18 protein-coding genes and 1 pseudogene are annotated in these 22,897 nt (G+C 47.8%); 3 read left to right on the top strand and 16 right to left on the bottom strand.

What is annotated here, in order from left to right:
* Positions 1-77 precede the first annotated feature (77 nt).
* Positions 78-917 carry a polyamine aminopropyltransferase gene (gene speE, locus DI44_RS14195; RefSeq protein WP_033010880.1) on the top strand — a complete coding sequence of 280 codons (840 nt, stop codon included), beginning with the start codon at positions 78-80 and terminating at the stop codon, positions 915-917.
* Positions 918-1,219: 302 nt separating this feature from the next.
* Positions 1,220-2,269, top strand: coding sequence for a bis-aminopropyl spermidine synthase family protein (locus DI44_RS14200; protein ID WP_033024631.1), 1,050 nt, complete (start codon positions 1,220-1,222; stop codon positions 2,267-2,269).
* Positions 2,270-2,970: 701 nt separating this feature from the next.
* On the opposite strand, the gene DI44_RS14205 is transcribed toward DI44_RS14200, so the two are convergent.
* The 12 genes and pseudogenes from DI44_RS14205 to DI44_RS14255 form a co-directional block, all read right to left on the bottom strand.
* Positions 2,971-3,771 carry an AAA family ATPase gene (locus tag DI44_RS14205; RefSeq protein WP_011229854.1) on the bottom strand — a complete coding sequence of 267 codons (801 nt, stop codon included), beginning with the start codon at positions 3,769-3,771 and terminating at the stop codon, positions 2,971-2,973.
* Positions 3,764-5,011, bottom strand: a complete 1,248-nt coding sequence (locus tag DI44_RS14210; RefSeq protein ID WP_011229853.1) for an IS481 family transposase — start codon at positions 5,009-5,011, stop codon at positions 3,764-3,766. The genes DI44_RS14205 and DI44_RS14210 overlap by 8 nt, the downstream gene beginning before the upstream one ends.
* Positions 5,012-5,153: 142 nt before the next feature.
* Positions 5,154-5,717 carry a DUF6431 domain-containing protein gene (locus DI44_RS19355; protein WP_011229674.1) on the bottom strand — a complete coding sequence of 188 codons (564 nt, stop codon included), beginning with the start codon at positions 5,715-5,717 and terminating at the stop codon, positions 5,154-5,156.
* Positions 5,718-6,015: 298 nt separating this feature from the next.
* A pseudogene (locus DI44_RS0116885) lies at positions 6,016-6,653 on the bottom strand (transposase); the annotation flags it as partial.
* A 259-nt stretch (positions 6,654-6,912) separates the two neighbouring features.
* The gene (locus DI44_RS14220) at positions 6,913-7,482 is read right to left on the bottom strand and encodes an Rpn family recombination-promoting nuclease/putative transposase (RefSeq protein ID WP_014194835.1); all 570 of its coding nucleotides are present in this window, start codon (positions 7,480-7,482) and stop codon (positions 6,913-6,915) included.
* A gap of 303 nt (positions 7,483-7,785) precedes the next feature.
* A complete protein-coding gene (locus tag DI44_RS14225) occupies positions 7,786-11,127 on the bottom strand; it encodes a DEAD/DEAH box helicase family protein (protein ID WP_033024629.1) in 3,342 nt (1,113 codons plus the stop codon).
* A 46-nt stretch (positions 11,128-11,173) separates the two neighbouring features.
* Positions 11,174-12,367, bottom strand: coding sequence for a restriction endonuclease subunit S (locus tag DI44_RS14230; RefSeq protein WP_033024626.1), 1,194 nt, complete (start codon positions 12,365-12,367; stop codon positions 11,174-11,176).
* An 11-nt stretch (positions 12,368-12,378) separates the two neighbouring features.
* Positions 12,379-13,836, bottom strand: a complete 1,458-nt coding sequence (locus DI44_RS14235; protein ID WP_033024623.1) for a class I SAM-dependent DNA methyltransferase — start codon at positions 13,834-13,836, stop codon at positions 12,379-12,381.
* 343 nt (positions 13,837-14,179) lie between these two features.
* Positions 14,180-15,553 (bottom strand): 23S rRNA (uracil(1939)-C(5))-methyltransferase RlmD, encoded by a 1,374-nt coding sequence (rlmD, locus tag DI44_RS14240; RefSeq protein WP_033024622.1) that lies wholly within the window; start codon positions 15,551-15,553, stop codon positions 14,180-14,182.
* Positions 15,554-15,629: 76 nt separating this feature from the next.
* Positions 15,630-16,550: a diacylglycerol kinase gene (locus DI44_RS14245; protein ID WP_033024639.1), complete on the bottom strand. Its 921-nt coding sequence runs from the start codon at positions 16,548-16,550 to the stop codon at positions 15,630-15,632.
* A gap of 149 nt (positions 16,551-16,699) precedes the next feature.
* Entirely contained in the window at positions 16,700-18,220 is a 1,521-nt protein-coding gene (locus DI44_RS14250) for a flotillin family protein (protein ID WP_033024620.1), read from the bottom strand.
* A gap of 21 nt (positions 18,221-18,241) precedes the next feature.
* Complete coding sequence (locus DI44_RS14255) at positions 18,242-18,781, bottom strand: membrane protein (RefSeq protein ID WP_033024619.1); 540 nt, start codon at positions 18,779-18,781, stop codon at positions 18,242-18,244.
* Between the two features lie 212 nt (positions 18,782-18,993).
* Between DI44_RS14255 and DI44_RS14260 the strand changes: the two genes are divergently transcribed.
* A complete protein-coding gene (locus DI44_RS14260) occupies positions 18,994-19,860 on the top strand; it encodes an Rpn family recombination-promoting nuclease/putative transposase (protein ID WP_011229843.1) in 867 nt (288 codons plus the stop codon).
* Between the two features lie 136 nt (positions 19,861-19,996).
* Here DI44_RS14260 and DI44_RS14265 read toward each other — a convergent pair whose 3' ends face one another.
* The 4 genes from DI44_RS14265 to DI44_RS14280 form a co-directional block, all read right to left on the bottom strand.
* Positions 19,997-20,386, bottom strand: a complete 390-nt coding sequence (locus tag DI44_RS14265) for a DUF962 domain-containing protein (RefSeq protein ID WP_011229842.1) — start codon at positions 20,384-20,386, stop codon at positions 19,997-19,999.
* Positions 20,383-20,898, bottom strand: coding sequence for a hypothetical protein (locus DI44_RS19350; RefSeq protein WP_223812544.1), 516 nt, complete (start codon positions 20,896-20,898; stop codon positions 20,383-20,385). The genes DI44_RS14265 and DI44_RS19350 overlap by 4 nt, the downstream gene beginning before the upstream one ends.
* Before the next feature lie 125 nt (positions 20,899-21,023).
* Positions 21,024-21,770 (bottom strand): hypothetical protein, encoded by a 747-nt coding sequence (locus tag DI44_RS19345; protein ID WP_223812545.1) that lies wholly within the window; start codon positions 21,768-21,770, stop codon positions 21,024-21,026.
* Between the two features lie 273 nt (positions 21,771-22,043).
* Positions 22,044-22,769 carry a YiiX/YebB-like N1pC/P60 family cysteine hydrolase gene (locus DI44_RS14280; RefSeq protein ID WP_021322237.1) on the bottom strand — a complete coding sequence of 242 codons (726 nt, stop codon included), beginning with the start codon at positions 22,767-22,769 and terminating at the stop codon, positions 22,044-22,046.
* Positions 22,770-22,897: the final 128 nt, after the last annotated feature.

The following is a 22,897-nucleotide window of genomic DNA, read 5'->3' as shown; positions in this document are numbered from 1 at the left end:
TTTATCTTAATAGCACATTACAACTAGAACTTATTTCAAAATTCGAATAAAGGAGAGAGGACTTTTACAGGATGGAGATGGAACTGTGGTATACAGAAAAACAAACTCTCGATCATGGAATCACAACCAAGATTCGTCGTACTTTACACCATGAAAAAACGGAATTTCAAACCCTTGATGTAATTGAAACAGTCCAATTTGGCAACATGCTTGTTTTAGATGGCATGGTAATGACTACCGATGTTGATGAGTTTGTATACCATGAAATGATTACCCATGTGGCGATGAATACCCATCCTAATCCGGAACATGTGCTTGTTGTTGGCGGTGGAGATGGGGGAGCCATTCGTGAGATTTTAAAATATCCTTCGGTAAAAACAGCTACTTTGGCAGAGATTGATGGCAAAGTGATCGAAGCTTCCAAAACTTATTTCCCCAAAATCGCGGGTGCTTTAGATGATCCACGCGTCAAAATTGAAGTAGTTGACGGAATTAAACATGTTGAAGAAAACAAAGGAAAATATGATGTGATTTTGGTGGATTCCACCGAGCCTGTGGGACCAGCTGTTGGCTTGTTCCAAAAGCCGTTTTATCAATCGATTTTTGAAGCACTAAAAGAAGACGGAATCATGGTTGCACAAACGGAATCTCCTTGGTTTAACCGTGATCTGATTCGTCGAGTATTTAAGGATATCTCTTCGCTCTTCCCAATTACGCGCCTTTATACTGCGAGCATTCCTACCTATCCAAGCGGGTTGTGGAGCTTTACGATTGGTTCTAAAAAGTATGATCCTATGGAAGTGGATGAGACGAGGTTCCATCAAGTTGATACCCGCTATTATCATCCGAGAATGCACAAAGCCCTTTTCCAGTTGCCTGTGTTCGTGCAAGAGTTGATCACTGTGGAGAGAAAATAAGTGCGCTTTGATGAGACATGCTCGGGAAACGTATATATTGATGCTAGCAGCGACTTAGAGCGGTCGCAAGCAGTTTTATGGAAAAATGATCTGAATGGGAATCGTGATGGTCACGAAGAAAAAACCATTGAAGACATGTAGCCGGATGCTTGTTAGACCCACACTAAGAAGACAACAGACAAACATTCCAAAAACGTTTGAACCACCACGTATGTTTTCTCGGCGATCGCTGAAAACTAAGGAAGTCGTGGCGAAATGCGTCTCTACTCTTTTACTCTTTTAGAGCGAAAGGAGTGGTACCTATGTCGACAATAGGTATTGCTGCGGAAAACCGTCGGATCGACGCGCTTCTGCTTCGTGCACTCTACTTCGGTCCCAAATCTTACTGGGAGCTGATGCGGGCAGCGCAAGCCCAGACCCACCAGGTGCTGAAGGCCCTGCAGTCGCTCCTGGAGGGCGAACTGGTGGTCTACGACGGCGATCGCTTCGTGATCACCGAGGCGGGGCGTCAGCAGGCGGAAACTCTGAGTCTGGAACGGGTGGCCGAACAGCGTTGTGAGGCTTGCGCGGGGCGCGGCATTGTTCTGAGGCCGCCTTTTGACAGCGTCCTTGCTGCTTTCCAAGATATCGCAGCCATGCGGCCCAAGGCGACGCCCGACTTTGATCAAGGATACGTGACGCCCGAGACAACCGTGCGACGGCTGGCCCTGATGGCCCAACAGGGAGATCTGATGGGACGAGACATTCTGCTACTGGGCGATGATGACCTTACAAGCATTGCGGCCGCGCTCTCGGGGCTGCCGCGGCGCATCTGCGTCCTGGATGTGGACGAGCGCATCATCACCTTCATTCGCGACGTGGCTCGGGACCGTGGTTGGGACCACGTCCACGCTGAGGTCTACGACGTGCGGGATGAATTGCCGTCCCATCTCCGCGGCCAGTTTGATGTGTTCTTCACGGACCCGGTCGACACCGTCAAGGGCCTCCTGCTCTTCCTGAGCCGTTGCACAGAGGGGCTGCGTGGGCCCGGTGCCGCGGGCTACTTTGGCCTCTCTTACCTGGAGGCCTCTTGGCGGAAGTGGCGGCATATCCAGCAGGGCATTCTCGACATGGGCTATGCCATCACTGACATGCTGGGCGCCTTCCAGGACTACCTGTTGGAGGACATTGTGGCCCTAGACTGGGCACGCATGGCACCGGTGCCGGTCAAGGAGCCCGATATCCCCTTCTACGTCAGCACCGTCTACCGCCTGGAGCTGGTCGAGGAGCCTCAGCCCCTCTTTTTCGGCCGAGTGGAGCTTGGGCAGGACCTCTACTACGACGAAGAGTTCTGCGTTCCCCTGCAAGAATAGCCTCCAAAGGCTGCGCGCCCCCGGTAGCGGGTGTTCCCGCCGCCGGGGGCGCTTGCGTTCGGGCGCCGTTTTCCGACACCCACAACAAGGAGCTGCGTTCTTCAAGGTTAATGAATGAACCTTATCACAGGCTTTTACTGATGTATTATGGCAGGCAACAGACTTTTTAAAGTACTTGGATGAAAGGTTAATCTCCGCTGACTAATTGGGAGAGAGATCCTAAAAGTTATTCCCGGGATGAGCTCCTTCTTTTTACAGGTGAGTTCGTACTTGCTGTTGTACAATGTCCCTTAGTTTCTGCGTATACGTTGTAGGTTAGTGTTAACAACATAATATGTTTTACTATCCCATTTCCAAAAGTATGACTTCAAAGATAAGATGTTTATGGATACAACTTCACACATGAAGATATGATCATCTCCATTCTAAACCTCTCTCGTTGTGTAATTCCATAGTTACTTAAGGGAGTGATCATCGATTTTGAAAGAGTTCTGACAAAAGATCGTGTAAATTAGCACATTATTTCAGAATCCCTTTTTCAAATTATTTCGGACGGATTCGGAAATAATGTGCAAAATCTTTGCGAATTATTCCAGGCTTTGCAGATTATTTCCGAACATTTGCACATTATTTCGGATGATTAACTAGAATGAGGATGGATCGGGATGAAACATAACAGGGGCCGATCAGCCCCTGCTGTGTCAGTACCCCATTTCTTCGGCTGCCATACGCACAATGTCTTCGTCAATCATATGTTTTTTTAATTGAGCGCCGTATAACAGGCAAGTGGTGGCGAGGTTGTTGATGATCCGCGGCCACCCCTGCGACTGCAGGGCGATCGCTTCTAAGGCAGCTGGGGTAAAAATCGGGTGTTTCGCCCCCGCCTGTTTCAGGCGGTGTTCGATATATCCTACCACTTCTTCCTTATCAAGAGGCCCCATCTGGTATCGCATGATGATTCGTTGGTGAAGCGGACGGTGTTGATTCAACCGTAGTTTTGCCTGTAAATGGGGCAGCCCCGCCAAAATCAAGACAAACGGATTTGTTGAGTCCATGTGAAAGTTGAACAGGATCGCGATATCCTGCAGAAAGGCATCCTTCGCTAAATGCATTTCATCGAGGATGAACACTGACGTTACCCGTTGTTCATGATACAAGCGCTCGATCCCTTGTTGGATTTGATAAAACAAGTCGACCTTGCGGTATTTCGGCTCTTCCCCGAGCCCGAAGGCAAGGCCGCGATAAAAGTCCATCACGCTTCCCGTTGACAATGGAAAATAAACGACGTGATACAGTGACGGATTCAGGGATTCCTTAAACGCCCGAAGGGCGAATGTCTTGCCGGCCCCTGGTTCACCGATCAATAGCCCGATCCCTCTTGTTCGTTTCACGTAGTCCAAAGCGGCGAGGGCCTCTTGATACGAGGCCCCTTGATAAGCCTCTGGTGGATTCGTCTCCTTCGAAAACGGCTCTCGGGAAAGGGAATAAAACGTTTTATACATCGTTTTCGCCTCCCTCTACCGGAACCGCCGCAAACGGTGACCGATGGCGTTTCACATAGGCATTGTCCTCGAAGCGAACAAGGACCGCTTCGGCGACCCGTTGACCGTCTTCGTACACATACACGCCTTGTTCATCATAACGGAGTTCGATCGATTGTCCGATGAACCGGGGCGGAACTTCATACAGCTGCTTGTTCAACGTGACCGTACCATCGGCCTTCACTTTACGGTATTCGCGTTTCAAAAAGATCGAGTCGAGCCAATCCGAATCCTCGACGAACGACACCAAATGGACTTGCGATTGAAACACTTCATGTGGCGTCTTCCCGTTCAACGAGGCATGCGGTTTTCGATGGTAATCTTCCTCCAACCACTTCCAAAATCGCTCGTTTAGCTCTTCGAGCGACTTCGGTGAATTCATTTCGAGCAACGGGTAAAACCGCGTCTGTACGGTGCGGAAAAATCGTTCGATTTTCCCTTTGCTTTGCGGATCGTACGGCTGGGTATGGATCAAGGTGATCCCTAACTCCGCGCAGGCGTACTGCAAGGGTTCCGCCCGATAAATCTTGCCGTTATCCGAGTAAATTCGCTTCGGCTTTCCGTATCGAAGCAGCGCTTCCTTGGTTACGATCCGCAACCCGTCAAATTTCTCGGAAGAGAAAAACTGAGCGTACGGCACGACCCGCGAGCAGTCATCGATATAGGCAATCAAAAACGTTTTTTGCGTTTTGCCATTCACGCGAATCAACGGGCCATGGGACAAATCACCTTGCCAGAGCTCATTGACCTGATCGTACGCGAATCGTTTTCGTTCAGGAATCGGTAAAATTTCTTTCCCCACGAGGTTGTATTTTTTTAAAAGTCGGTATATAGTGAAATAAGAGATGGATTGGATTTCCCCCTGCTCGATAAGGTGTTGGTAAAACACCGTCACGGGCATGTGGGGGTGTTTTTTTCTCAGGGCTAAAATGTGATCCTCTTCTTCAGGTGACAGCCTCCGGGAATGGCCACGGTCCGACCGTCGTTTCGGCTTCAGCGCCTCAAAGCCCCCTTTTTTGTACTGCGTGCACCAGTCGAGGATCGTTTTGGCGGCGATGCGTTTCTCTCCATGGTGGGGAACTTGATGGATCCGTTCCGCTACTTCCTTCAAGTACGTTTTTGGATCGACTTGTCCATTCACCAATGGAGCGATCAATCCATACCGAAATAAAGCGATCTCCTGTCTCATCGACTCATTCATTTCGATCTCCTCCTTCGTTCATCCCATTCTAGGACCTTATCGGTCCATCCTGTCTCTATCCTATCGGATCATTCCCCCGACCGTCGAGAGGAAAGGTTTGTGGAATCTATAAATGATTCCATATAAGGGGATATAAGTAAAATCAGGAACTGAATGTACGTGCAAAAAGATGCGTCGATCGGTGCTCCCATATCTCTTGGATGACGAAAAAGAGGCCGATCTCCTCCATCGTCTGGATCCACCATAGGGCTCGTTCTCTCGCTTGGGCGATGGCAGGACCAATTTTTCTCCAGCGCTCCGCAAAAAACCAATGAAGGTGGTTCAAATTTCGGAATAAACGTCGGACATAAAATAAAACCCCTTCATCCGTAGGAAGGAGTGGAGCCTCCTCCATCCCCCGTTTCGGAGTCAGGCCCAACCGTTCTTTCACCACTCTCCATATGGTGGGCAACGTATACTGAAAATAAGGGAGAAGAAATGAAGGCAACACGGCCACCGTCCTCCTGCACTCCGGGCAGCGATACCGAGCGATCCAAATGCGATAAGACTGATGCGACGTCACGGCATTTCGTTCGTAGTACCCATGGCGATAAAGAGGGCGTTTTGCCTGGCAATGAGGGCACCGCTTAAGAAGGGGAAAGTCGTTTTGTTTTCCCCGCTGGGCATATGTCTGGACATCGACCTGAAAGTCATGAAACCGAATCACGTCCTCGTCCCCCCTCTGGAAATCACCCATGTCCCATTCCGAAATAATTCACAAAAAATTTAGCACATTCTTTCGGAAAGGGGGAGAGGGATATTCCGAAGGAATGTGCAAAAAAGAGTCTTTTTTGTGCGGAAATAAAGTGATAATTTACAAATGGAATTTAAAAAAATCAACCCAATATTTACCGTGCGATTCATTTAATTAGCTACATCAAAAAATTCTATTGTAACTATTCACTCCGATAGTAGTATGTAAAGAAGCGCAACACAAATAGGGCATCCCCGTAATAGAAAATGCCCTAAGTGGTAGAAAGAACGCGATCAAGCGTGTCACCCGTCAACAGAAGACATAACGAATCCCACACGTTTTTTTCGTGTTTCGTCAGTGTGGAAACGATGCTTCTTGTGATACAAAAAGACTGGGCGAATGTTTCTTCGCGAAACGTACCCGAAATGTTCTCTTTGACTTTAACCATGCGAAGATCGCGTTCGGCTTGGTTGTTGTCAAAGGGAACATGTACTTCACGTAAGAAACGCAGCGCTTCTTCCTTTCGTTTTTGAAGGCGTCGAACAAAAGCGAGTGCTTTTTCGGAAGAGGTGTCATCGTTTCCAATCGGTGCTGTGCTTTCGCTAGGATACGATCATACACTCGTTCCCACCGTCTCGCTTCTTCTTCGGAAAGTGCACCGTGATGGGCTTTGACGGCTTGCTTGGCGGCTAACAGAAACGTGGTCATGCGCATCGCCCACGTATGCCCTTGTTCGATGAATCCTTTTAACTCACGCAAATGGTGGGCATGACAAAGGGCATGGGTGGCATGTGTGTATTTCGGATACGTACCGAACGCATCGTGCATCATCGTCCCTTCATATCGGGGAAGAATCCCGATATCATCGGTCGCTTTTTTTCCACGAGAAGCGTGAGGAGCCAAGTATGTATTATTTCGATGTGCACGCGACATGAACAACAGTGCCTGGCACCGTTCGCTAATGAGCATCGCTAGTAAGAGAAAAACCGCAGTGCTGCCAATAAGGCAACACGGCGGTTTTTCATTTTAATACTTTTTCGATGATTTAATTCAGGACGTATTTGAACAGCGAATCGATTTTCTGATCGCTCTCCAATCACCTGTGCAACATCATTGACGTGGGACAAAGAGGGACACAACATAGTTGAACAGCACCCGACACCGTTCGCTAATCTCCCAACCGCTCCCGTACTTCCTCCTCTGTCATGTCGAGAATATGGGCAACGTCTGTTATACTCATTCCTTTTTCGACCATTTTTCGAATCGTTTCATTTTTCCCTTCTTCTCGACCTTGTTCTAATCCTTCTTTCAATCCTTCTTGTCTTCCTTCTTCCCGACTGCCGCGAATGTTTGAGAGTTGATCAAGGAGCCATTTCAGCCGCATTTCGTATGCGTAACGGTTTTCGGGGTCGACGCTTAAGTTTTGCCATTCTTCTAGCGCTTCTAAAATGTCTTGTTCTGTCATGGCTATTCCCTCCAATTCACGAAACATCTCTTCATCCATTTTTTTCGTTCGTCCATCGACAGCCGACAACATCGTTAGCCATGGCCATTCCGGTGACTGTTTCACTTCTCTCCGATATTTCTTCCATTTTACCATAAATTGTGACAAGTCGAGTACATGAAATTCAAGGTGATGGCTCCAAAGAAACTGTTCTTCGTCTTCACGAATGTGAAAAACGGTATGGAAGCGATCTGTTTCATGTGGGAAAAGGGGATAATTTAAGATGGCGATCATAATCGTTGGAGGGAGGTAATGAAAATTGGAAATCGGGTGGCTCATTTTTTATGTGATCGAACCGTTGAAAAGTGGCTCAATTTTAGATTATCAAATACATGGATATTTGCCGAACCATTTCGACTCAATATGGGCTATCTACACAACATTTATACTCGTTTCGTTCTATATGTATAAGAAATAGAAGGCACCTTTGAGATGCTTCACTCTCAAAGATGCCTTAACACCAAAGAAAAACAAAATATATTGAAACGTTAGCAACAACACCCAACGGCTAACTAGATACCACAAAGAACGCTTTTGCTACGCCCCCACAATATCTTCTGAATTTCTGTTAATCTCATCGATAATGCGAATAATCTTCCGCGCGTCGTCCATGTTGTCTTGAAAGAGTTCAACAATGCTGCCGACGGTTTTGAACGGTTCTTCCTGCAGCACCCGCTTGTCCATGACTCCGTTTTTTACAAAGTAATCGACGATTAGTTTGACAAAACGGCTTTGCTGGATGTTCAACCGTTCGCTTGATAAAAATTCGGAAAACGCTTCGTTGGCGGCCTGCGGGTCAAGGCCGACGATTTGGCGGACGAGTTTTGTAATCGGTGTGTCTCCGAATTCTCTTTGATAATCGTCTTTTGTGCCAAGCTCGCTCCAAAGGATATGCTCGAGCGTTTTCAAATCTTGCACCGTTAACTTTTTGTTGTTTCGCAGCTTGTAAATGGCCATCTGGTCGCGGTGTTCGTGCAGATAATGTTCCACCTTTTTCCGATAATTTTTCAGATCATTGACATTAAACATCGGGCCGTTTTCTTTGACCTCTAAAATTTGGTCTTTAAAGTTCGTATAGTAAATTTTTTGCGTTTCTTTTTCAAGGAATTTCACTAAATCACGCAACGCTTCGCGAACGGCTTCCAATTCGAAAATATCGGCTTCGCTCCAAAATTCTTCCGTCTGCACCTTTTCGATGATGTATTTTTGCTCCTGCACTTGCGGGATCGAACCGAGCTTCGATAACGCCTCGGCGGTGCGAATCACACTCCGAATCGGCTTTGTGGCATTTTTCGTTTGCAGTTTTGCCAACTCAATCGTGTACATGAGTAAATCAAAACGTTTCGCCAATTCATCATCATTCAACGGAACAATCAGCGGCGAAATATGTTCTTTGATTTCATTGACATCCATGGCCGTTAAGGAGTCCCATTTAGCTCGGCTTTTAAACTTGTGTACGTATTGAATATGTTGGCGTACACGGAAGTTTTCTTCGTTTAACTTATTGATTTCCGCCAGCACCTCGTCAATCAATTCATTGCGATAGGCAATATACTCTTCTTCTTGGTACTGTAAATGTTGCAGTTCTTTAATGATTTCGACTTTAGCGTTAAATAGACGCTCCGTTAAGCTTTCCACCGCTTTTCCTTCGATTCCCTTTGGATTCTCGCGAAAAAACTCGAAGTTGCCGCAATAGTCAAAAATAAGGAAATGCGTTTTATCTTTCCCGACTCCGAATAAGTCTTTGCATAAACGGGTTCCGCGCCCAATCATTTGCCAAAACTTTGATTTGGAGCGTACTTTCTTGAAGAACACAAGGTTGACGACTTCCGGAATATCCACTCCCGTATCGAGCATATCGACCGATACGGCAATTTGCGGCCATTTGTTGCGGTCGGAAAAATCATCGATTAAGGTTTGGTAGTAGTTCACGCTGTAATCAATGACCCGCGCAAAGCCGCCCTTGTATTCAGGGAACAATTGATCAAAGCGCTCCACAATCCGTTCCGCATGACGATGGTTTTTCGCAAAAATAATCGTTTTGCCAAGTTTATCTCCGCCTTCGACGCGAATTCCTTTTTCCATTAAATCTCTCAGCACCGTATCAATCGTATCGTCGTTAAACAGCCATTCGTTTAACGCGGCACTGTCAATGTCCTCGCCCACTTCCTCATCAAATGTTTCTTCATATCGTTCTTTTTCTTCATCCGATAACTCATCGTAATGAATGCCTTCTTCGAGAAACTTTAATTTTGTTTCAATCGTCCGATAATCGACTAAATAGCCGTCCTGAACGGCTTGATCTAACTCATAGGCATAGGTCGGCACGCCGTTTTCTAAATCAAACACTTCATACGTATTGCGGTCAATTTCGTCCTTTGGTGTGGCGGTAAGCCCAAGCAATATCGCGTCAAAATAGTCAAAAATAGCCCGATATTTCTTATAAATACTGCGATGGGATTCATCGACGATAATTAAATCAAAATGCCCGACGGTAAAGAGACGTTTGCCGTCTTTTCGTTTCGCTTCGTCAATCGCGTTCATCATTGTCGGGTACGTCGAAAACACCATCCGGCTTTCCTCTGGATTGTCTTTGTTATCGAGCAAATTGCAAAGCGTCAAGTTCGGCAACAAATGGCTAAAGCTATTTTTCGCTTGCGTGACAAGCGTTTTGCGGTCCGCTAAAAACAAAATGTTTTTCACCCAATTGTGGCGAGTGAGAACATCGACAATCGCAGCCGCCGTCCGGGTTTTGCCGCTCCCCGTCGCCATGACAAGCAACGCTTTGCGCCGTTTGTTCTCGAGCGCGTCACAGACGGCTAACACCGCTTCTTTTTGGTAATAGCGATTCGTTATGTTGTCATTGATTTGCACATTTTTTAGCGGCTTCTTCATCGTCCGACGATCAATAAGCAAGCTTAATTCTTCCTTATTGTAAAAGCCGGAAACCTTCCGCGCCGGATAGTTAAGGTCGTCCCAAATATACGTTTCAAAACCGTTTGTGTAAAAAATGATTGGACGCTGGCCGTGCATTTTTTCAATACAGTCGGCATATAGCTTGGCTTGTTGCTTTCCTTTGTTCGGGTCAGCGGTTGTCCGTTTCGCTTCGATAACCGCAAGCGGCTTCCCGTTGTCGCCAAAAAGGACGTAATCGACATAGCCGACTCCTTCTTGATTTGGCATGCCAACGACAGGGTATTCCACAATAACGTCCTTTTTAAATTCCCAACCAGCAAGCTTCAAATCTAAATCAATATATTTCTTTCTTGTTTCCCATTCGCTTAGTTCATCGACTTGGAAGTGATATTCTTTTGTATTCGCTTCCCGTTTGGCGGTGAGAAGAGCGCGAAGCTGTTCATTTTCTTTCATCATTTCCTCAAGACGCTTGTCTTTCGAACTTAGCCGTTCGTATAAATCTTTTAATTCTTCCGGACGCTCGCGCTTTTCCTCTCCGATTGGCAATAACGATTCATCAAAATCCATAGCCGTATATTCATCTGAATAACAATAATCAATCCAAGACACAAACTGATGAAGATGATGCAGGGAAAGAATCGCTTCTTCCCTCGTAATCATCGAGTTCGTATGAACCGCGACATTTCCCAGTTTGACAATGTAACGCAACAACGGCAATAAATCTTCATCAATAATGGACAAAAAGCCGTTGTCATGAATCAAACTGGAAAGATTATCTTGATACGGAACTTTCAAAGCGCTGTCAAAGCTATACACCCACTTAACGGCAAGCTCCAGCGCACGACGCGTCAAAATCGCGCACGTTGCTGGACTCACGACTAAACTTTTCTCTGCCTCTAAACACGCATTCGTAAAGCTCTCATAATGAGGTTTGCCCATCAAAAATCCAAAGTTGGACCGCAACAAACGCCCCTCCCTTGACCGACAATCACTCGTTTATTTCACTGTTTTACTGCTCGTTGAACAATTCTCCCTTAAATGCACGTTGCATGAGGGAGTTGAAAATGGTTTCCATCTCGTTTAGACTATTTTGCAATTTCTTTTTCTGAATTGTTATTTTCTTAACGAATTTAGAAAATTCATTTTGCACTGTTATAGGAGGAACTGGTAAAGTTAATTCTCTTAAGTCGATCAAATTTATCTGTAATAAAGTAATCCCCTTTGCTAGGCTTTTGAATTTCCTTTGATATTGTTCTGTCTTAAACAAATGAAAAATATAAATTGGGTTAACTATTTTTTCATTAAACAATAATGGAGTTATACCTCGTGTAACATTGACTCCCTTAAAGCTTTCATCCACAAGATAAGAAGCACCCACAGTACCTCGGACTGTCAAAAGCAACTCGCATCCTTTTAATATTGTCCTAGAATAAGCATCGGATATATGTTTGGCTGTCCTTTTTAGATTATCTACAGATATTATTCCTTGTTGGATGTCAACAGGCCTAACTATTGGTACTCCATCAGGTACATCATCTCCGGGCTGGACAATACCATACGAGATTGAACAATTTTTATCCACAACTTCTTTTAGCTTATAAACATTCCATTGTTTAGTATTTTTATCTGGGTCCCCAAACATCTCCAAAAACACACTTTGAGTTAACTGGTCTAACGCTTCAATTTGGGCTTTTCGTTTGTCAATGAGTTCTTGGGCTTTGTCTAAAACGTCAACAACTTTGAGTTGATAATCTAACGAAGGTATGTCAATTTTGAATTCTGAAAATTGCTTTTTATTAATAATTGGAACTAGGGGTGCGTTTGCTATATGCTGCAGTTTTTTTCTATCATTCCATATTTTATAAGCTAAGTACTTTTCATTGACTATATTTTTATCAGGGATAATAGCATTTATTTGTTGATTAAATGCAGCCATTTCTTGTTTTAGTATACCAACTTTACCTATAATTCCAATACACGTAACTAATACACTACCTTGTGGCAAAATGCGAGCATGTTCAGCACCTTTATTAGATAAGTACTCTTTTGATTCGTTTAACATTGTTATTCTATCTATATACAAATCATCGGGTTTGATAAACATAACATCCTTTGAATCATAAAACTCACTATTACTTTTACTAGGTGTATTTCCTGTAATTACTTCACCTATATCTTTTAACTTATATGTTCTAAAATTCATAGAACTTCACACTACCCTCTAATCATTTCTTTCAACTCTCGTAATCCTTGCATAATCTCTTTTTCCAACGCTTCCACTCTTTCAAGTATCACACTTGGCGCTTCATACTGTACCTCTTCATACTCAATCTCTTTATATTTGTTAATCGAAAGGTCATAGTCGTTTTCACGAATTTCTTCCACCGGCACAAAGAATGACTGCTCCGTGCGCTTTCGTTCCTTTTCCGCCTCACGGTTATGGAAGCGCGCAATGATGTCCGGGATGTCGCTTTCCTCAATCGGGGTGCGCTTGTCGTCCAGAGAATAGCCATCTGCTTTCATGTCGTAAAACCAGACGTGATCTGTTCCGCCGACGCCCGTTTTCGTGAAAATCATAATTGCTGTCGATACGCCCGCGTATGGTTTAAAGACACCGCTTGGCATCGAAATAATCGCTTCTAATTTATGATTTTCCACAATTTCTTTGCGGATATCTTTATGCGCCTTCGAGCTGCCGAACAATACCCCATCTGGCACGATGCACGCACAGCGCCCGCCCGTTTTTAAGATGCGCAGGAATAAGGCCAAGAATAAAAGCTCTGTTTTCTTTGTTTTTGTAATTTTTAATAGGTCACTAGAAACGGCTTCGTAATCCAAAGAGCCTTTAAACGGCGGATTGGCAAGGACAAGGGTGTATTTGTCCTTATCTTTGTTTTGTTCCGACAAGGAGTCGCGATATTCGATATTCGGATTTTCAATGCCATGGAGCATCATGTTCATCGCGCCAATCCGCAACATCGTGCGGTCCATGTCAAAACCGTAGAACATATGGTTATTAAAATGTTCTTTTAAACTTTGCACTAAAAATAAGTCACTGCGATGTTTACGCAAATATTCGCCCGCCGCGACTAAAAAACCTGCGGAACCTGCGGCTGGGTCGACAATAATATCTTCCGGTGTTGGTTTGACTAACTCTACCATCATATTGATAATATGACGCGGCGTGCGGAATTGGCCGTTTGTGCCTGCGGTGGCGATTTTCGATAACAAATACTCGTACAAATCGCCTTTCGTATCGCGGTCTTTCATCGGAATGCGGTCAATGCCGTCGACGATTTTGACGAGCATTTGCGGCGTCGGGATCATGAAAATGGCGTCGCCCATATATTTTGCATAGGCCGATTCCCGATTGCCGTGCAAGTTTTTGATGAACGGAAACACTTCATTGGACACGACATCGTACATATGAGCGGCTTCAAAATGTTTGAATTTGCTCCAGCGCAAGTGTTGCTTATCGGGAGGAAAGATGCGTTCCGATTCAATGCCGAGCAGCGCATCCTCCTGCTCGCGCTGTGTTTCGACTTCATCCAAGCCTTTGATGAACAATAAGTAGGTAAACTGTTCAATAACCGTCAGCGGGTTCGTAATGCCGCCTGTCCAAAACGTTTCCCATATTTTATCGACTTTATGGCGCAATTCGCCTGTGAGCATGGCTTCTATGTACCTCCTTGTGATTTCCAATCTCTATTATATACGGTTTTCGATACAAAAAGGGGAAGAAAAATACGTTTTATGCCGGTTGACGCTCAGGAAGACAGAGAATGTCTTTCTTTGTGGAACAAAGAAACTCCCACTGTGCTTTGCATGAAGCGGGAGTCGTTCACCATAACCGTTCGAGGAACACTTGCAAGTGTTGTGGATTCTCAATAGGATGGATCTCATCCAGCCCCCAGTTTTGCAGGCGGATGAAATCTTTATCATGTCATTCGTGTCGTCATGGCCGTTTGCCCAATTCGACTGCAAACAACAAGGCCGGATCCACCGGCCCGTTGTCTTATCTCAACCGCACCTTCGCCACACACTCGACATGCGCCGTGTGCGGAAACATGTCCACTGGCTGGACTTCGAGCGTTTCGTAGCCGCCGTCTTCTAAGATGCGCAAGTCGCGGGCAAGGGTTGCCGGGTTGCACGAGACGTAGACGACGCGGGGCGGCTTCATGGCGATGATCGTCTCAAGCAGCGAGGCGTCACAGCCTTTGCGCGGCGGGTCAACGACCAAGCAGTCAGCGCGGATGCCTTCTTGATACCAACGCGGGATGACGTCTTCGGCGGCGCCGACTTCGAAGGTGACGTTTTGGATGCCGTTGAGTTCGGCGTTGCGCTTGGCGTCTTCGATCGCTTCAGGGACGATTTCGACGCCGTAGACATGCTTTGCTTTTCTCGCTAAAAAGAGCGAGATCGTGCCGATGCCGCAGTAGGCGTCCATGACCGTCTCCGATCCAGTCAACTCAGCGTACTCGAGCGCTTTGTCGTACAGCACTTTCGTCTGTTCCGGATTGACTTGGTAAAACGAGCGGGCCGAGATGGCGAATTGGATGTCCCCGATGCGGTCGGTGATGTATTCGCTCCCCCATAACACCCGCGTTTTGGCGCCGAAAATGACGTTCGTCCGCTCGGGGTTGATGTTTTGCACGATCGATGTCACGTCCGGGATTTCACGGACGATGGCGCGGACGATTTCTTGTTCATGCGGCAAACGTTCGGTGCGGGTAATGAGCACGACCATCACCTCACCTGTCGCCGCGCCGTAGCGGGCGACAATATGGCGGAGAACGCCCTTGTGCGTGGTTTCGTCGTATGGGGGAATGCCATAGCGTTCGGCGATGCGCTTCACCGTCTGGACGACGACATCGTTTTTCTCTTGTTGGATGAGACAGGCGTCCATGTCGATGATTTCATGGCTCCGCTCTTTGTAAAAGCCCGCGACCAAGCCCCCTTCGCGCTCGCCGACCGGCACTTGCGCCTTGTTTCGATACCGCCATGGGTTCTTCATCCCGATGACAGGATGGACGGTGACGCCGTCTAGCTTGCCGATGCGGGCGAGCACTTCTTTTACCTGCTTTTCCTTCGCCTTCAGCTGACCTTCGTAGCTGAGGTGTTGCAGCTGGCAGCCGCCGCATTGGCGATAGACGGGGCACGGCGGCTCGACGCGGTCGGGGCTCGGTTCGTACAGCTCGATAAGCCGGCCGTACCCGTACCCTTTTTTCACTTTGATCGCTTTCACCTTCGCCCGCTCGCCGGGGAGCGCGTGTTTCACGAACAAGGGAAAGCCGTCGACTTTCGCCACCCCGAGGCCGTCGTGGGTCAAATCGGTGAATGTGACGTCATAATACTCGTTTTTGGCGACAGGTGCTTGTTGCTTCGTCATATCGTTCTCCTTTCTGCCGTTCCTCTGTATATGTAGCGTGCCCTTTATAGGGGAAAGGCATAAGAAAAGAACAGGCTCATTCCCCTGTTCTCACTTGTTCCGCCTTTTCTTTTGGCATCAATACCTCAATATGGCGGTATAGATTGACAAACTCCCCTGGAAGCATGCCGCCGAATTCGCCGTCTAAGTTCAGCTGCATCGACGAACGCACCTTCACCCGGTTCGCTTTCGTGTAAATGACGTGCGGGTCGTTGATATGCTCGCCGCGCGCCGCGAGGGTGACAAGGCGGATGAATTCGGCCAAGTTCGTTTTCTTGACGATGATAAAATCGAACAGGCCGTCATTGAGCGACGAATCGGGCGCCAGTTTTTCAAAGCCGCCGACTGAGTTGGTCAGCGAGACTAAAAACATCATGATTTCGCCTTCAAAGATCTTGCCGTCGTACTCGATTTGCGCTTCGGTCGCCTTGATGGACGGAAGCATTTCGATTCCCTTCAAGTAATAGGCGAGCTGGCCAAGCATCGTTTTCAGCTTGCTTGGCACTTCGTAGGTGAGCTCCGTCAGGCGGCCGCCGCCGGCGATGTTGATGAAATAGCGTGTTTTGTCTTCGTTCGTCACACAGCCGATGTCAATGGGGACGGGCTCGCCCGTGGCGATCACCTCGCACGCCCCTTCAATCGAGCGCGGCACGCCGATGGCGCGGGCGAAGTCATTCGTCGTGCCGACGGGGATCACGCCCAATGTCGGCCGATACGGCTGATCGGCGATGCCGTTGACAACTTCATTGATCGTTCCGTCGCCCCCTGCGGCAACGACGAGATCAAATTCCCGCAGGACGGCCTGGCGCGCCGCTTTCGTCGCATCCCCCGGCCCTTGGGTCGCATGGCATGACGTTTCATAGCCCGCCTTTTCCAACCGAACGAGCACATCGGGCAAATGGCGCTTAAACAGTTCGCGTCCCGATGTCGGGTTATAAATAATTCGAGCTCGTTTCATCATCTTCAACCTACTTCCTTTTTTCCATTCCACTCGTTCCCATCATAGCGAAACAACGCTTGATGCGCAACTCCGACGAATGTCGTGAACAAGGCGGCGAGAAACAGCGCCCTCGGGTTCAAGCGAAGGGCGCTGTGGGAGGATCGGCGTCATTCCGTTGTCTTCGCCTCTTGGGGCGATGCTGGCGCGCCGGGCGGCTGGGCATGGGCGGGTGCGCCCCCTTGGGCGATGTTCTCAAGCAACTGCTTCACATCGATGCCCGTTGAGGCTTTTAACGTCTCCTGCAAGCTCGCCATTAAATTCGTCGCATAGCCTGTGACACGGTTGGCGCCGCCCCCCGCTCCTGAGCCGGTGTCGACGATCGTCAGCTTCTCGATGTTCGAAAGCGGACTTGCCACTTGTTTCGCATACTCCGGAAGCATCTTGATGATCATGTCGAGCACCGCTGCTTGGCCGTAGCGCTCGAACGCTTCGGCGATCTTTTGTTTCGCCTCCGCTTCGGCGAGACCTTTGAGGCGGATGATTTCTGCTTCTGCTTCCCCTTTCGCTTTCTCCGCTTCAGCCTTCGCCAACCCGTCAAGGCGGACGCGCTCCGCTTCCGCTTTCGCCAGCGTTTCGACGCGGTATTTTTGCGCATCGGCTTCGGCGATTTGCTTCGCCTTTTCCGCCGCCGCTTTTTGTTCAATCGCATAGCGCTCAGCGTCGGCTTTTTTCTTCACTTCCGAATCGTATTGGCGCTCGCGGCGCAAAATTTCTTTTTCTTCCAACTCGATTTGTTTTTGCCGCTCGATGATTTTAATTTGCATTTGTTGCGCTGTAACTTCCTGCTTCGCCTTCGCTTCTTCGAGGTGGTACGCCTGATCGGCGCGCGCTTTGGCGATGTCTTGCTCGCGGCGGAACTCAGCGAGCTTCAGTTGGTTGATTTTTTCCGCCTCGGCGATTTCCGTCAGCCGCTCGAGCTCCGCTTTGCGCGCTTCCTTGTCCGCTTCGGCGCGCTTGATGCGCGTCTCTTTTTCCGCCTCGGCTGTCGCGATGTCGGCGTCGCGCTTCACTTGGGCGATGCGCGGTTTCCCGAGCGCATCGAGGTAGCCGTTTTTGTCACGCACGTCTTTGATCGTAAACGAGACGATGACCAACCCCATTTTGGCGAGATCTTGTGAGGCAACGCGCTGCACTTCCTGTGAAAACTTGTCGCGGTTTTTGTAAATTTCTTCAACGGTCATTGACCCGAGAATGGAACGGAGATGGCCTTCGAGCACTTCTTTCGCTTCGTTTTCCATATCTTGACGCGTTTTGCCTAAAAACTGCTCAGCCGCGGTCGCGATTTCGCCGATCGAACTCCCGACTTTAATGATCGCCACCCCGTCCGCCATCACGGGCACGCCTTGTTCCGTATACACTTCCGGCGTTTGTACATCCAATTTGATCGACAATAAACTAAGCGGCTCGGCCTGCTGGAAAATCGGCACGACGAACGTGCCGCCGCCGCGGACAATTTTAATTTTGTTTCCCGATTCGTCCACGTGGACGTTTTTGCTTCCTAAATAGCTGCCAGTGACAATAAGCGCCTCATCCGGCCCGACCGTGCGGTAGCGGGCGATGAAAATGGCAATGAGTCCGACAAGAAGCAGGACGACGACACCAATGACAATCAACCATGGCGCAACCATGACAGGTCCCCTTTCTTTGTTTTAGATGGAAAGGTGATACGGATCGTGCCTCGCCACCACAGCGACGCCGTTTTCCATTTGTACGATGATGACCTCTTCCCCTGACGGAATGGCCTCATTATTTGCGCTTTTCGCCGCTTTGGCCACCGCGCCGCTTTTACGGGAGATGAGAATTTCGCCCAACCCGTCAGGCGGCACCGAGACGATCACTTTAGCAAGCGCCCCCTCCAAATCGGCGTCCGTATACCCAAGCGACGCCTCGGCCGAGCGGAGCGGCAAAAAAACGAAAAAGTGCAAAAGCAACACGGCAACAATCGCCACCCCAATGCTAAGCCAAATGATAGAACCTGATGCCCAATCCGTATACATTTCCGCCAACAGCCCGACCGCGCTGCCGACGATGAAAAATGATAAAATGAGCTGCGGGCTGAACAGCGGATGATCGGCTACATCGAACAGGCCGTCAAGCACGTCGCTGAAGAAAAAATACAACACCGTCAGCAGCGCACTGACCACCAACACCGCTCCGTATACGACTTCAGGCGGATGACCGAACCACATCCCCCTCCCCTCCTTTCCCGTCAATGATTCATACGGCCGAAGCATCAGTTGGTTTCATCATTTTTCCATCAGCATCAAAATTCGACAGCATTTCTCTTATTTCCTGTCTTCGAACAAAAAACTTCTGTGAAAAAGCTGTGATCAGGCAGGATTTTGCCTTGCATGGATCGAATAAAATAATGGGAGTCTAAAAATAAATAGGGAGGGAGACCATGTCAGAAACGCGCATTGACCATGATCGCCTGTTTAAAGAGTTGTTAAGCACGTTTTTTGAAGAATTCGTTCTCCTCTTCTTCCCGCGCGTATACGAGCATGTTGACTTTAACCATCTTTCCTTTTTATCAGAAGAAGTGTTGACTGATGTTACTGCAGGGGAAAAACATCGAGTCGATCTATTGATCGAGACAAAGCTAAAAGGGGAAGATGGACTGATCATTGTCCACATCGAACACCAAAGCTACATCCAACCCGCTTTTTCGGAGCGAATGTTCATTTATTTCAGCCGTTTATTTCAAAAACACCGCCGCCGTATTCTTCCGATCGCTATCTTCAGCTATGACGCCATCCGTAATGAACCTTCCTCTTTCACTGTGGAGTTTCCGTTTTGGGCTGTTCTCGATTTCCGTTTTTTGGCCATCGAATTGCGCAAACTCCCGTGGCGCGAGTACATCCGCCATGACAACCCGGTCGCCGCCGCCCTGTTAAGCAAAATGGGGTATAATGAAGATGAGAAGGTGGAAGTGAAAAAGGAATTTTTGCGCATGCTCACCCGCCTCGAGCTCGATGAGGCGAAACAGCGTCTGTTGTTCGGCTTTTTCGAAACATATTTGCGGTTATCGGATGAAGAAGAAATCCGACTGCGAAATGAGGTGAATACAATGGAGGAGAAGGAGGCTGCCAAAGTCATGGAACTCATCGTTTCATACGAGCAGAAAGGCATGGAGAAAGGAATGGAGAAAGGAATGGAAAAAGCAAAGATGGATGTTGCGAAACGAATGTTGGCAAAAGGATATGATGCCGACACGATTCATGAACTGACCGGGCTGCCGCTTGAAAAGATTGAACAAATGAAGAAGTAATGCGGGGACAAGGGCCTTTCTCCCTGATATTTCATCCCGGATTGTCGTCGTCCTTCGATCCCTCAAAAGCCTTGAGGATCGACGACAATCACTGATAGAAGAAATCAGTCGGGAGAAAGGCCTCTCAACGTGATTCTTATCCATTTTGGCTGACATCCCGATCCTCTGAAAGCCCAATCCGCTCAAGCTCACGCCCCAAGCGTCCCGCAAGCATCAGCCCGTACATGTGAAAATCAGCTCGAAGCGACCAAAGCGGATGGCCGAAGGTGGCGGGTTTGTTTCCTTCGATGAAAAAGTGGCTGAACCAAGCGAGCGTGTAGGCGGCAATCGGCGCGCCAAGCAGCCACCATGCGTTTCCCGTTACAGCCGCGATGATGATGAACAAAAAGACAAAGCTCGTTCCGACAAAATGCCAGCGCCGCGTCGCTCGTTTGCGATGCTGGGTCAAATAGAACGGCCAAAATTCTTCATAGTCTCGGAATTGTATGTCCCTCTCCCCCCTTGCCGTCATCTCCTGCACTATCATTGTATTTCATCCATCACGTAAAATGTCTGCAAGTTGTGCTTTTGTTTCGGCACAGTAAACTTGGCGGCAAGTTGGGCCGTACGCAGCTGGAAGATGTTCATTTCTCCTGCATTGTCCGCCTTGTTCCCCTCCTGCGGCTCGAACAATATATACACATAATCGCCGTGAAACCGTGCTTCCCAGTACACAGAAGGCAGTTCATGCTTTTCGATCAGCTTGAACTGATCGTTCAAAGCAATCCACCCCGACTTTTCCCTCTGGACATAGCTCACCCACAGCGCGTCTCCTTTCACTTGGAGCTGATCGAATCGTGTTTCCTCTTGCCCCATGTCCCAATATGTCACTCGCCATGAATGCGGATCAATGATTGTGAGACGAGGTTTCGTGGCGATGACAAGGTAGTTGCGGAAAGCCGCCATCGATCGGGCGGAGGAAGTGAGCAACGGAATTTCTTTCACGACCTCACCGCGTTGATCGATCACATACAATACGCCTTGTTCCTTTTCAATCACATCGGCGAACACATAGAAATACGGCGCTACGTGCAAAACTTGAAGAACGTAGGGAGGGAATCGTTTAGAAAATAACAATTTTCCCTCTTTTCTTACTTCTAGTTTATTGGTTTTTACATCTTGGTTCAGCGAACGAATATCCCACTCTCCCTCCAATGAGGCAAAGGAAAGAGGGCTGGAGACCGCTTTTGATCGACAACCGTCCATGTGTCTGGATTTAGTCGATACACATACTTTCCTGTATAATCGGACCACAACAACAGTTCCTTTGTTGAAGAAGCGGGCAAAAGGTGAGAGATTCCAACTGCTTTCAGCGTCACCACTTTGCGCACATGATGTTCGTCCGCCTCCACGATATATGACTCCCGCTCCAACGGGTGAGAATACAAAAAGAAAATACGCGCTGACGGACCGTGCGGCAAATGAGCGTTGGACGGTTCGTACGTCCGCACCGAGGAGACAACGGAATTGTCAATGTTCTGCACCCAATATACGATGACAGGCGCGGCTGCCGCCAGCACAACCCATATCCATCTCTGCCGCTTCCACCAAGCCTGCCCTTCCTTTTTACCTCCTATGCGCTGGACAAGCAATCCCCAGTACCATACGATGTAAAGGAACAACGCAAGCGACAGCCACGCCCACCATTGTCCTTCGATGAGGGATTGCTGCCAGTAGGCGAACGGATCGACGCCGACCCTGGCGATGGTGTGAAAATTGTTCAGAAAAAAGAGCGGCACTGCGATCACTGCAACGAGCGAATACAAGCGGCGAACCGTTCCTTTCACTAGCATCGCCACACCGGCGAGCAACGTCGCGGTGCACATGAGGTAGTACAACATTGACATCCATAGCGGTGCACTTGGGCCCATGTTGAATCCCCTTCCATCCATGGTGGTTGTAATATTCTATGAAATCGAGAACGTTTCCTTCCTTGCAGAAAGATTTGCACCCCCTCTATGATGAAGCAACTGCTCAAATTCACAACACGCTTTGCTTACACCCTCAAAGTCAGTAAATCCACGTTTTTCCCTCCGTAATGTTTTCAAGTTGCGGGGATGAACGGATAAAAATAGAAGGGCATAACCGTTATTTGGATGGTATACCCTTCTACACACACATTGAAATATCCTCCGTCCGCTCTTTTAGTTGCTGCTAGCATAGGTTATTGTCTCAGAGTCTTGATCCAAGTCAGACGGGGTCACGATGATGCCTCCATCGTCATCCAAATCAAATCCTCGATTCTCCCACGCTTTCCACACGAGCAACGAGCAATACCATTTTGATGATTGACCTTTTGTGGCTGTTAAACTATACGGCTCACCGATTTGTGCTCTAGCGTATGACTGTGCTGATGTATAATCCTCTCCCATTGCCCCTTTCACCCAAAGTCCTTTCCATGTTTTCCAACGTGTTTTCCAGTTGTTAACGTAGTAGCGGACTCCTTCACCTGGCCATGCTTCAATTATATATTCACCATCCCAACGGACAATGGCAGCATGACCATGATTCCATCCAGAACTTTCACTATCATAAGTAATTAAGATGTCCCCATTAGTTCCTAAGGCACCACTTGATGCTAATGCTGATACCCCTTTTGCCTGTTGCCCGCTAATAACTTGATTATACTTGTCAGGAGCATTCTTTTTCATCCACTCTATTTCTTTCTTCACGGCTTCTTGATCAACAGGTTCATTGATTAAATTTATGATTTCTTGCCGCTCTTCTCGTTGTTTCTTTTCCATCTCTTGTTCGATTTGGATCTTCGCCTTATTCACTTGCGCATCCACCTGAGCGTACGCCATCGGAACTCCTGAGGTGCCAATGAGGCCTAAAGCTACAATCGAAGAAAGCAGGAAAGATTTGTTCATAAAATACAAATACCTCCTTTAATTTTATATTTTAACAATTGAAATTTTATTAGAAATAAAAAAAAAAGGGTCTTCACCATTTTCTGTGATTTCTACTCAATCCTAGAGACATGTTAGCTGGATGAAAT

It is taken from the genome of Geobacillus sp. CAMR5420, assembly GCF_000691465.1.
Taxonomy (GTDB): domain Bacteria; phylum Bacillota; class Bacilli; order Bacillales; family Anoxybacillaceae; genus Geobacillus; species Geobacillus thermoleovorans.
This window is presented reverse-complemented; position numbering and strand designations above follow the sequence as displayed.

Coding starts and splice junctions, on each gene's coding strand:
- DI44_RS14260 (WP_011229843.1), top strand. CDS start 18,994: ATGTCAGAAACGCGCATTGACCATGATCGCCTGTTTAAAGAGTTGTTA.
- speE (WP_033010880.1), top strand. CDS start 78: ATGGAACTGTGGTATACAGAAAAACAAACTCTCGATCATGGAATCACA.
- DI44_RS14265 (WP_011229842.1), bottom strand. CDS start 20,386: ATGATAGTGCAGGAGATGACGGCAAGGGGGGAGAGGGACATACAATTC.
- rlmD (WP_033024622.1), bottom strand. CDS start 15,553: ATGACGAAGCAACAAGCACCTGTCGCCAAAAACGAGTATTATGACGTC.
- DI44_RS14220 (WP_014194835.1), bottom strand. CDS start 7,482: ATGATCGCCATCTTAAATTATCCCCTTTTCCCACATGAAACAGATCGC.
- DI44_RS14210 (WP_011229853.1), bottom strand. CDS start 5,011: ATGAATGAGTCGATGAGACAGGAGATCGCTTTATTTCGGTATGGATTG.
- DI44_RS14280 (WP_021322237.1), bottom strand. CDS start 22,769: ATGAACAAATCTTTCCTGCTTTCTTCGATTGTAGCTTTAGGCCTCATT.
- DI44_RS14230 (WP_033024626.1), bottom strand. CDS start 12,367: ATGAATTTTAGAACATATAAGTTAAAAGATATAGGTGAAGTAATTACA.
- DI44_RS14200 (WP_033024631.1), top strand. CDS start 1,220: ATGTCGACAATAGGTATTGCTGCGGAAAACCGTCGGATCGACGCGCTT.
- DI44_RS14245 (WP_033024639.1), bottom strand. CDS start 16,550: ATGAAACGAGCTCGAATTATTTATAACCCGACATCGGGACGCGAACTG.
- DI44_RS19345 (WP_223812545.1), bottom strand. CDS start 21,770: ATGGGCCCAAGTGCACCGCTATGGATGTCAATGTTGTACTACCTCATG.
- DI44_RS14255 (WP_033024619.1), bottom strand. CDS start 18,781: ATGTGGTTCGGTCATCCGCCTGAAGTCGTATACGGAGCGGTGTTGGTG.
- DI44_RS14250 (WP_033024620.1), bottom strand. CDS start 18,220: ATGGTTGCGCCATGGTTGATTGTCATTGGTGTCGTCGTCCTGCTTCTT.
- DI44_RS14205 (WP_011229854.1), bottom strand. CDS start 3,771: ATGTATAAAACGTTTTATTCCCTTTCCCGAGAGCCGTTTTCGAAGGAG.
- DI44_RS14235 (WP_033024623.1), bottom strand. CDS start 13,836: ATGCTCACAGGCGAATTGCGCCATAAAGTCGATAAAATATGGGAAACG.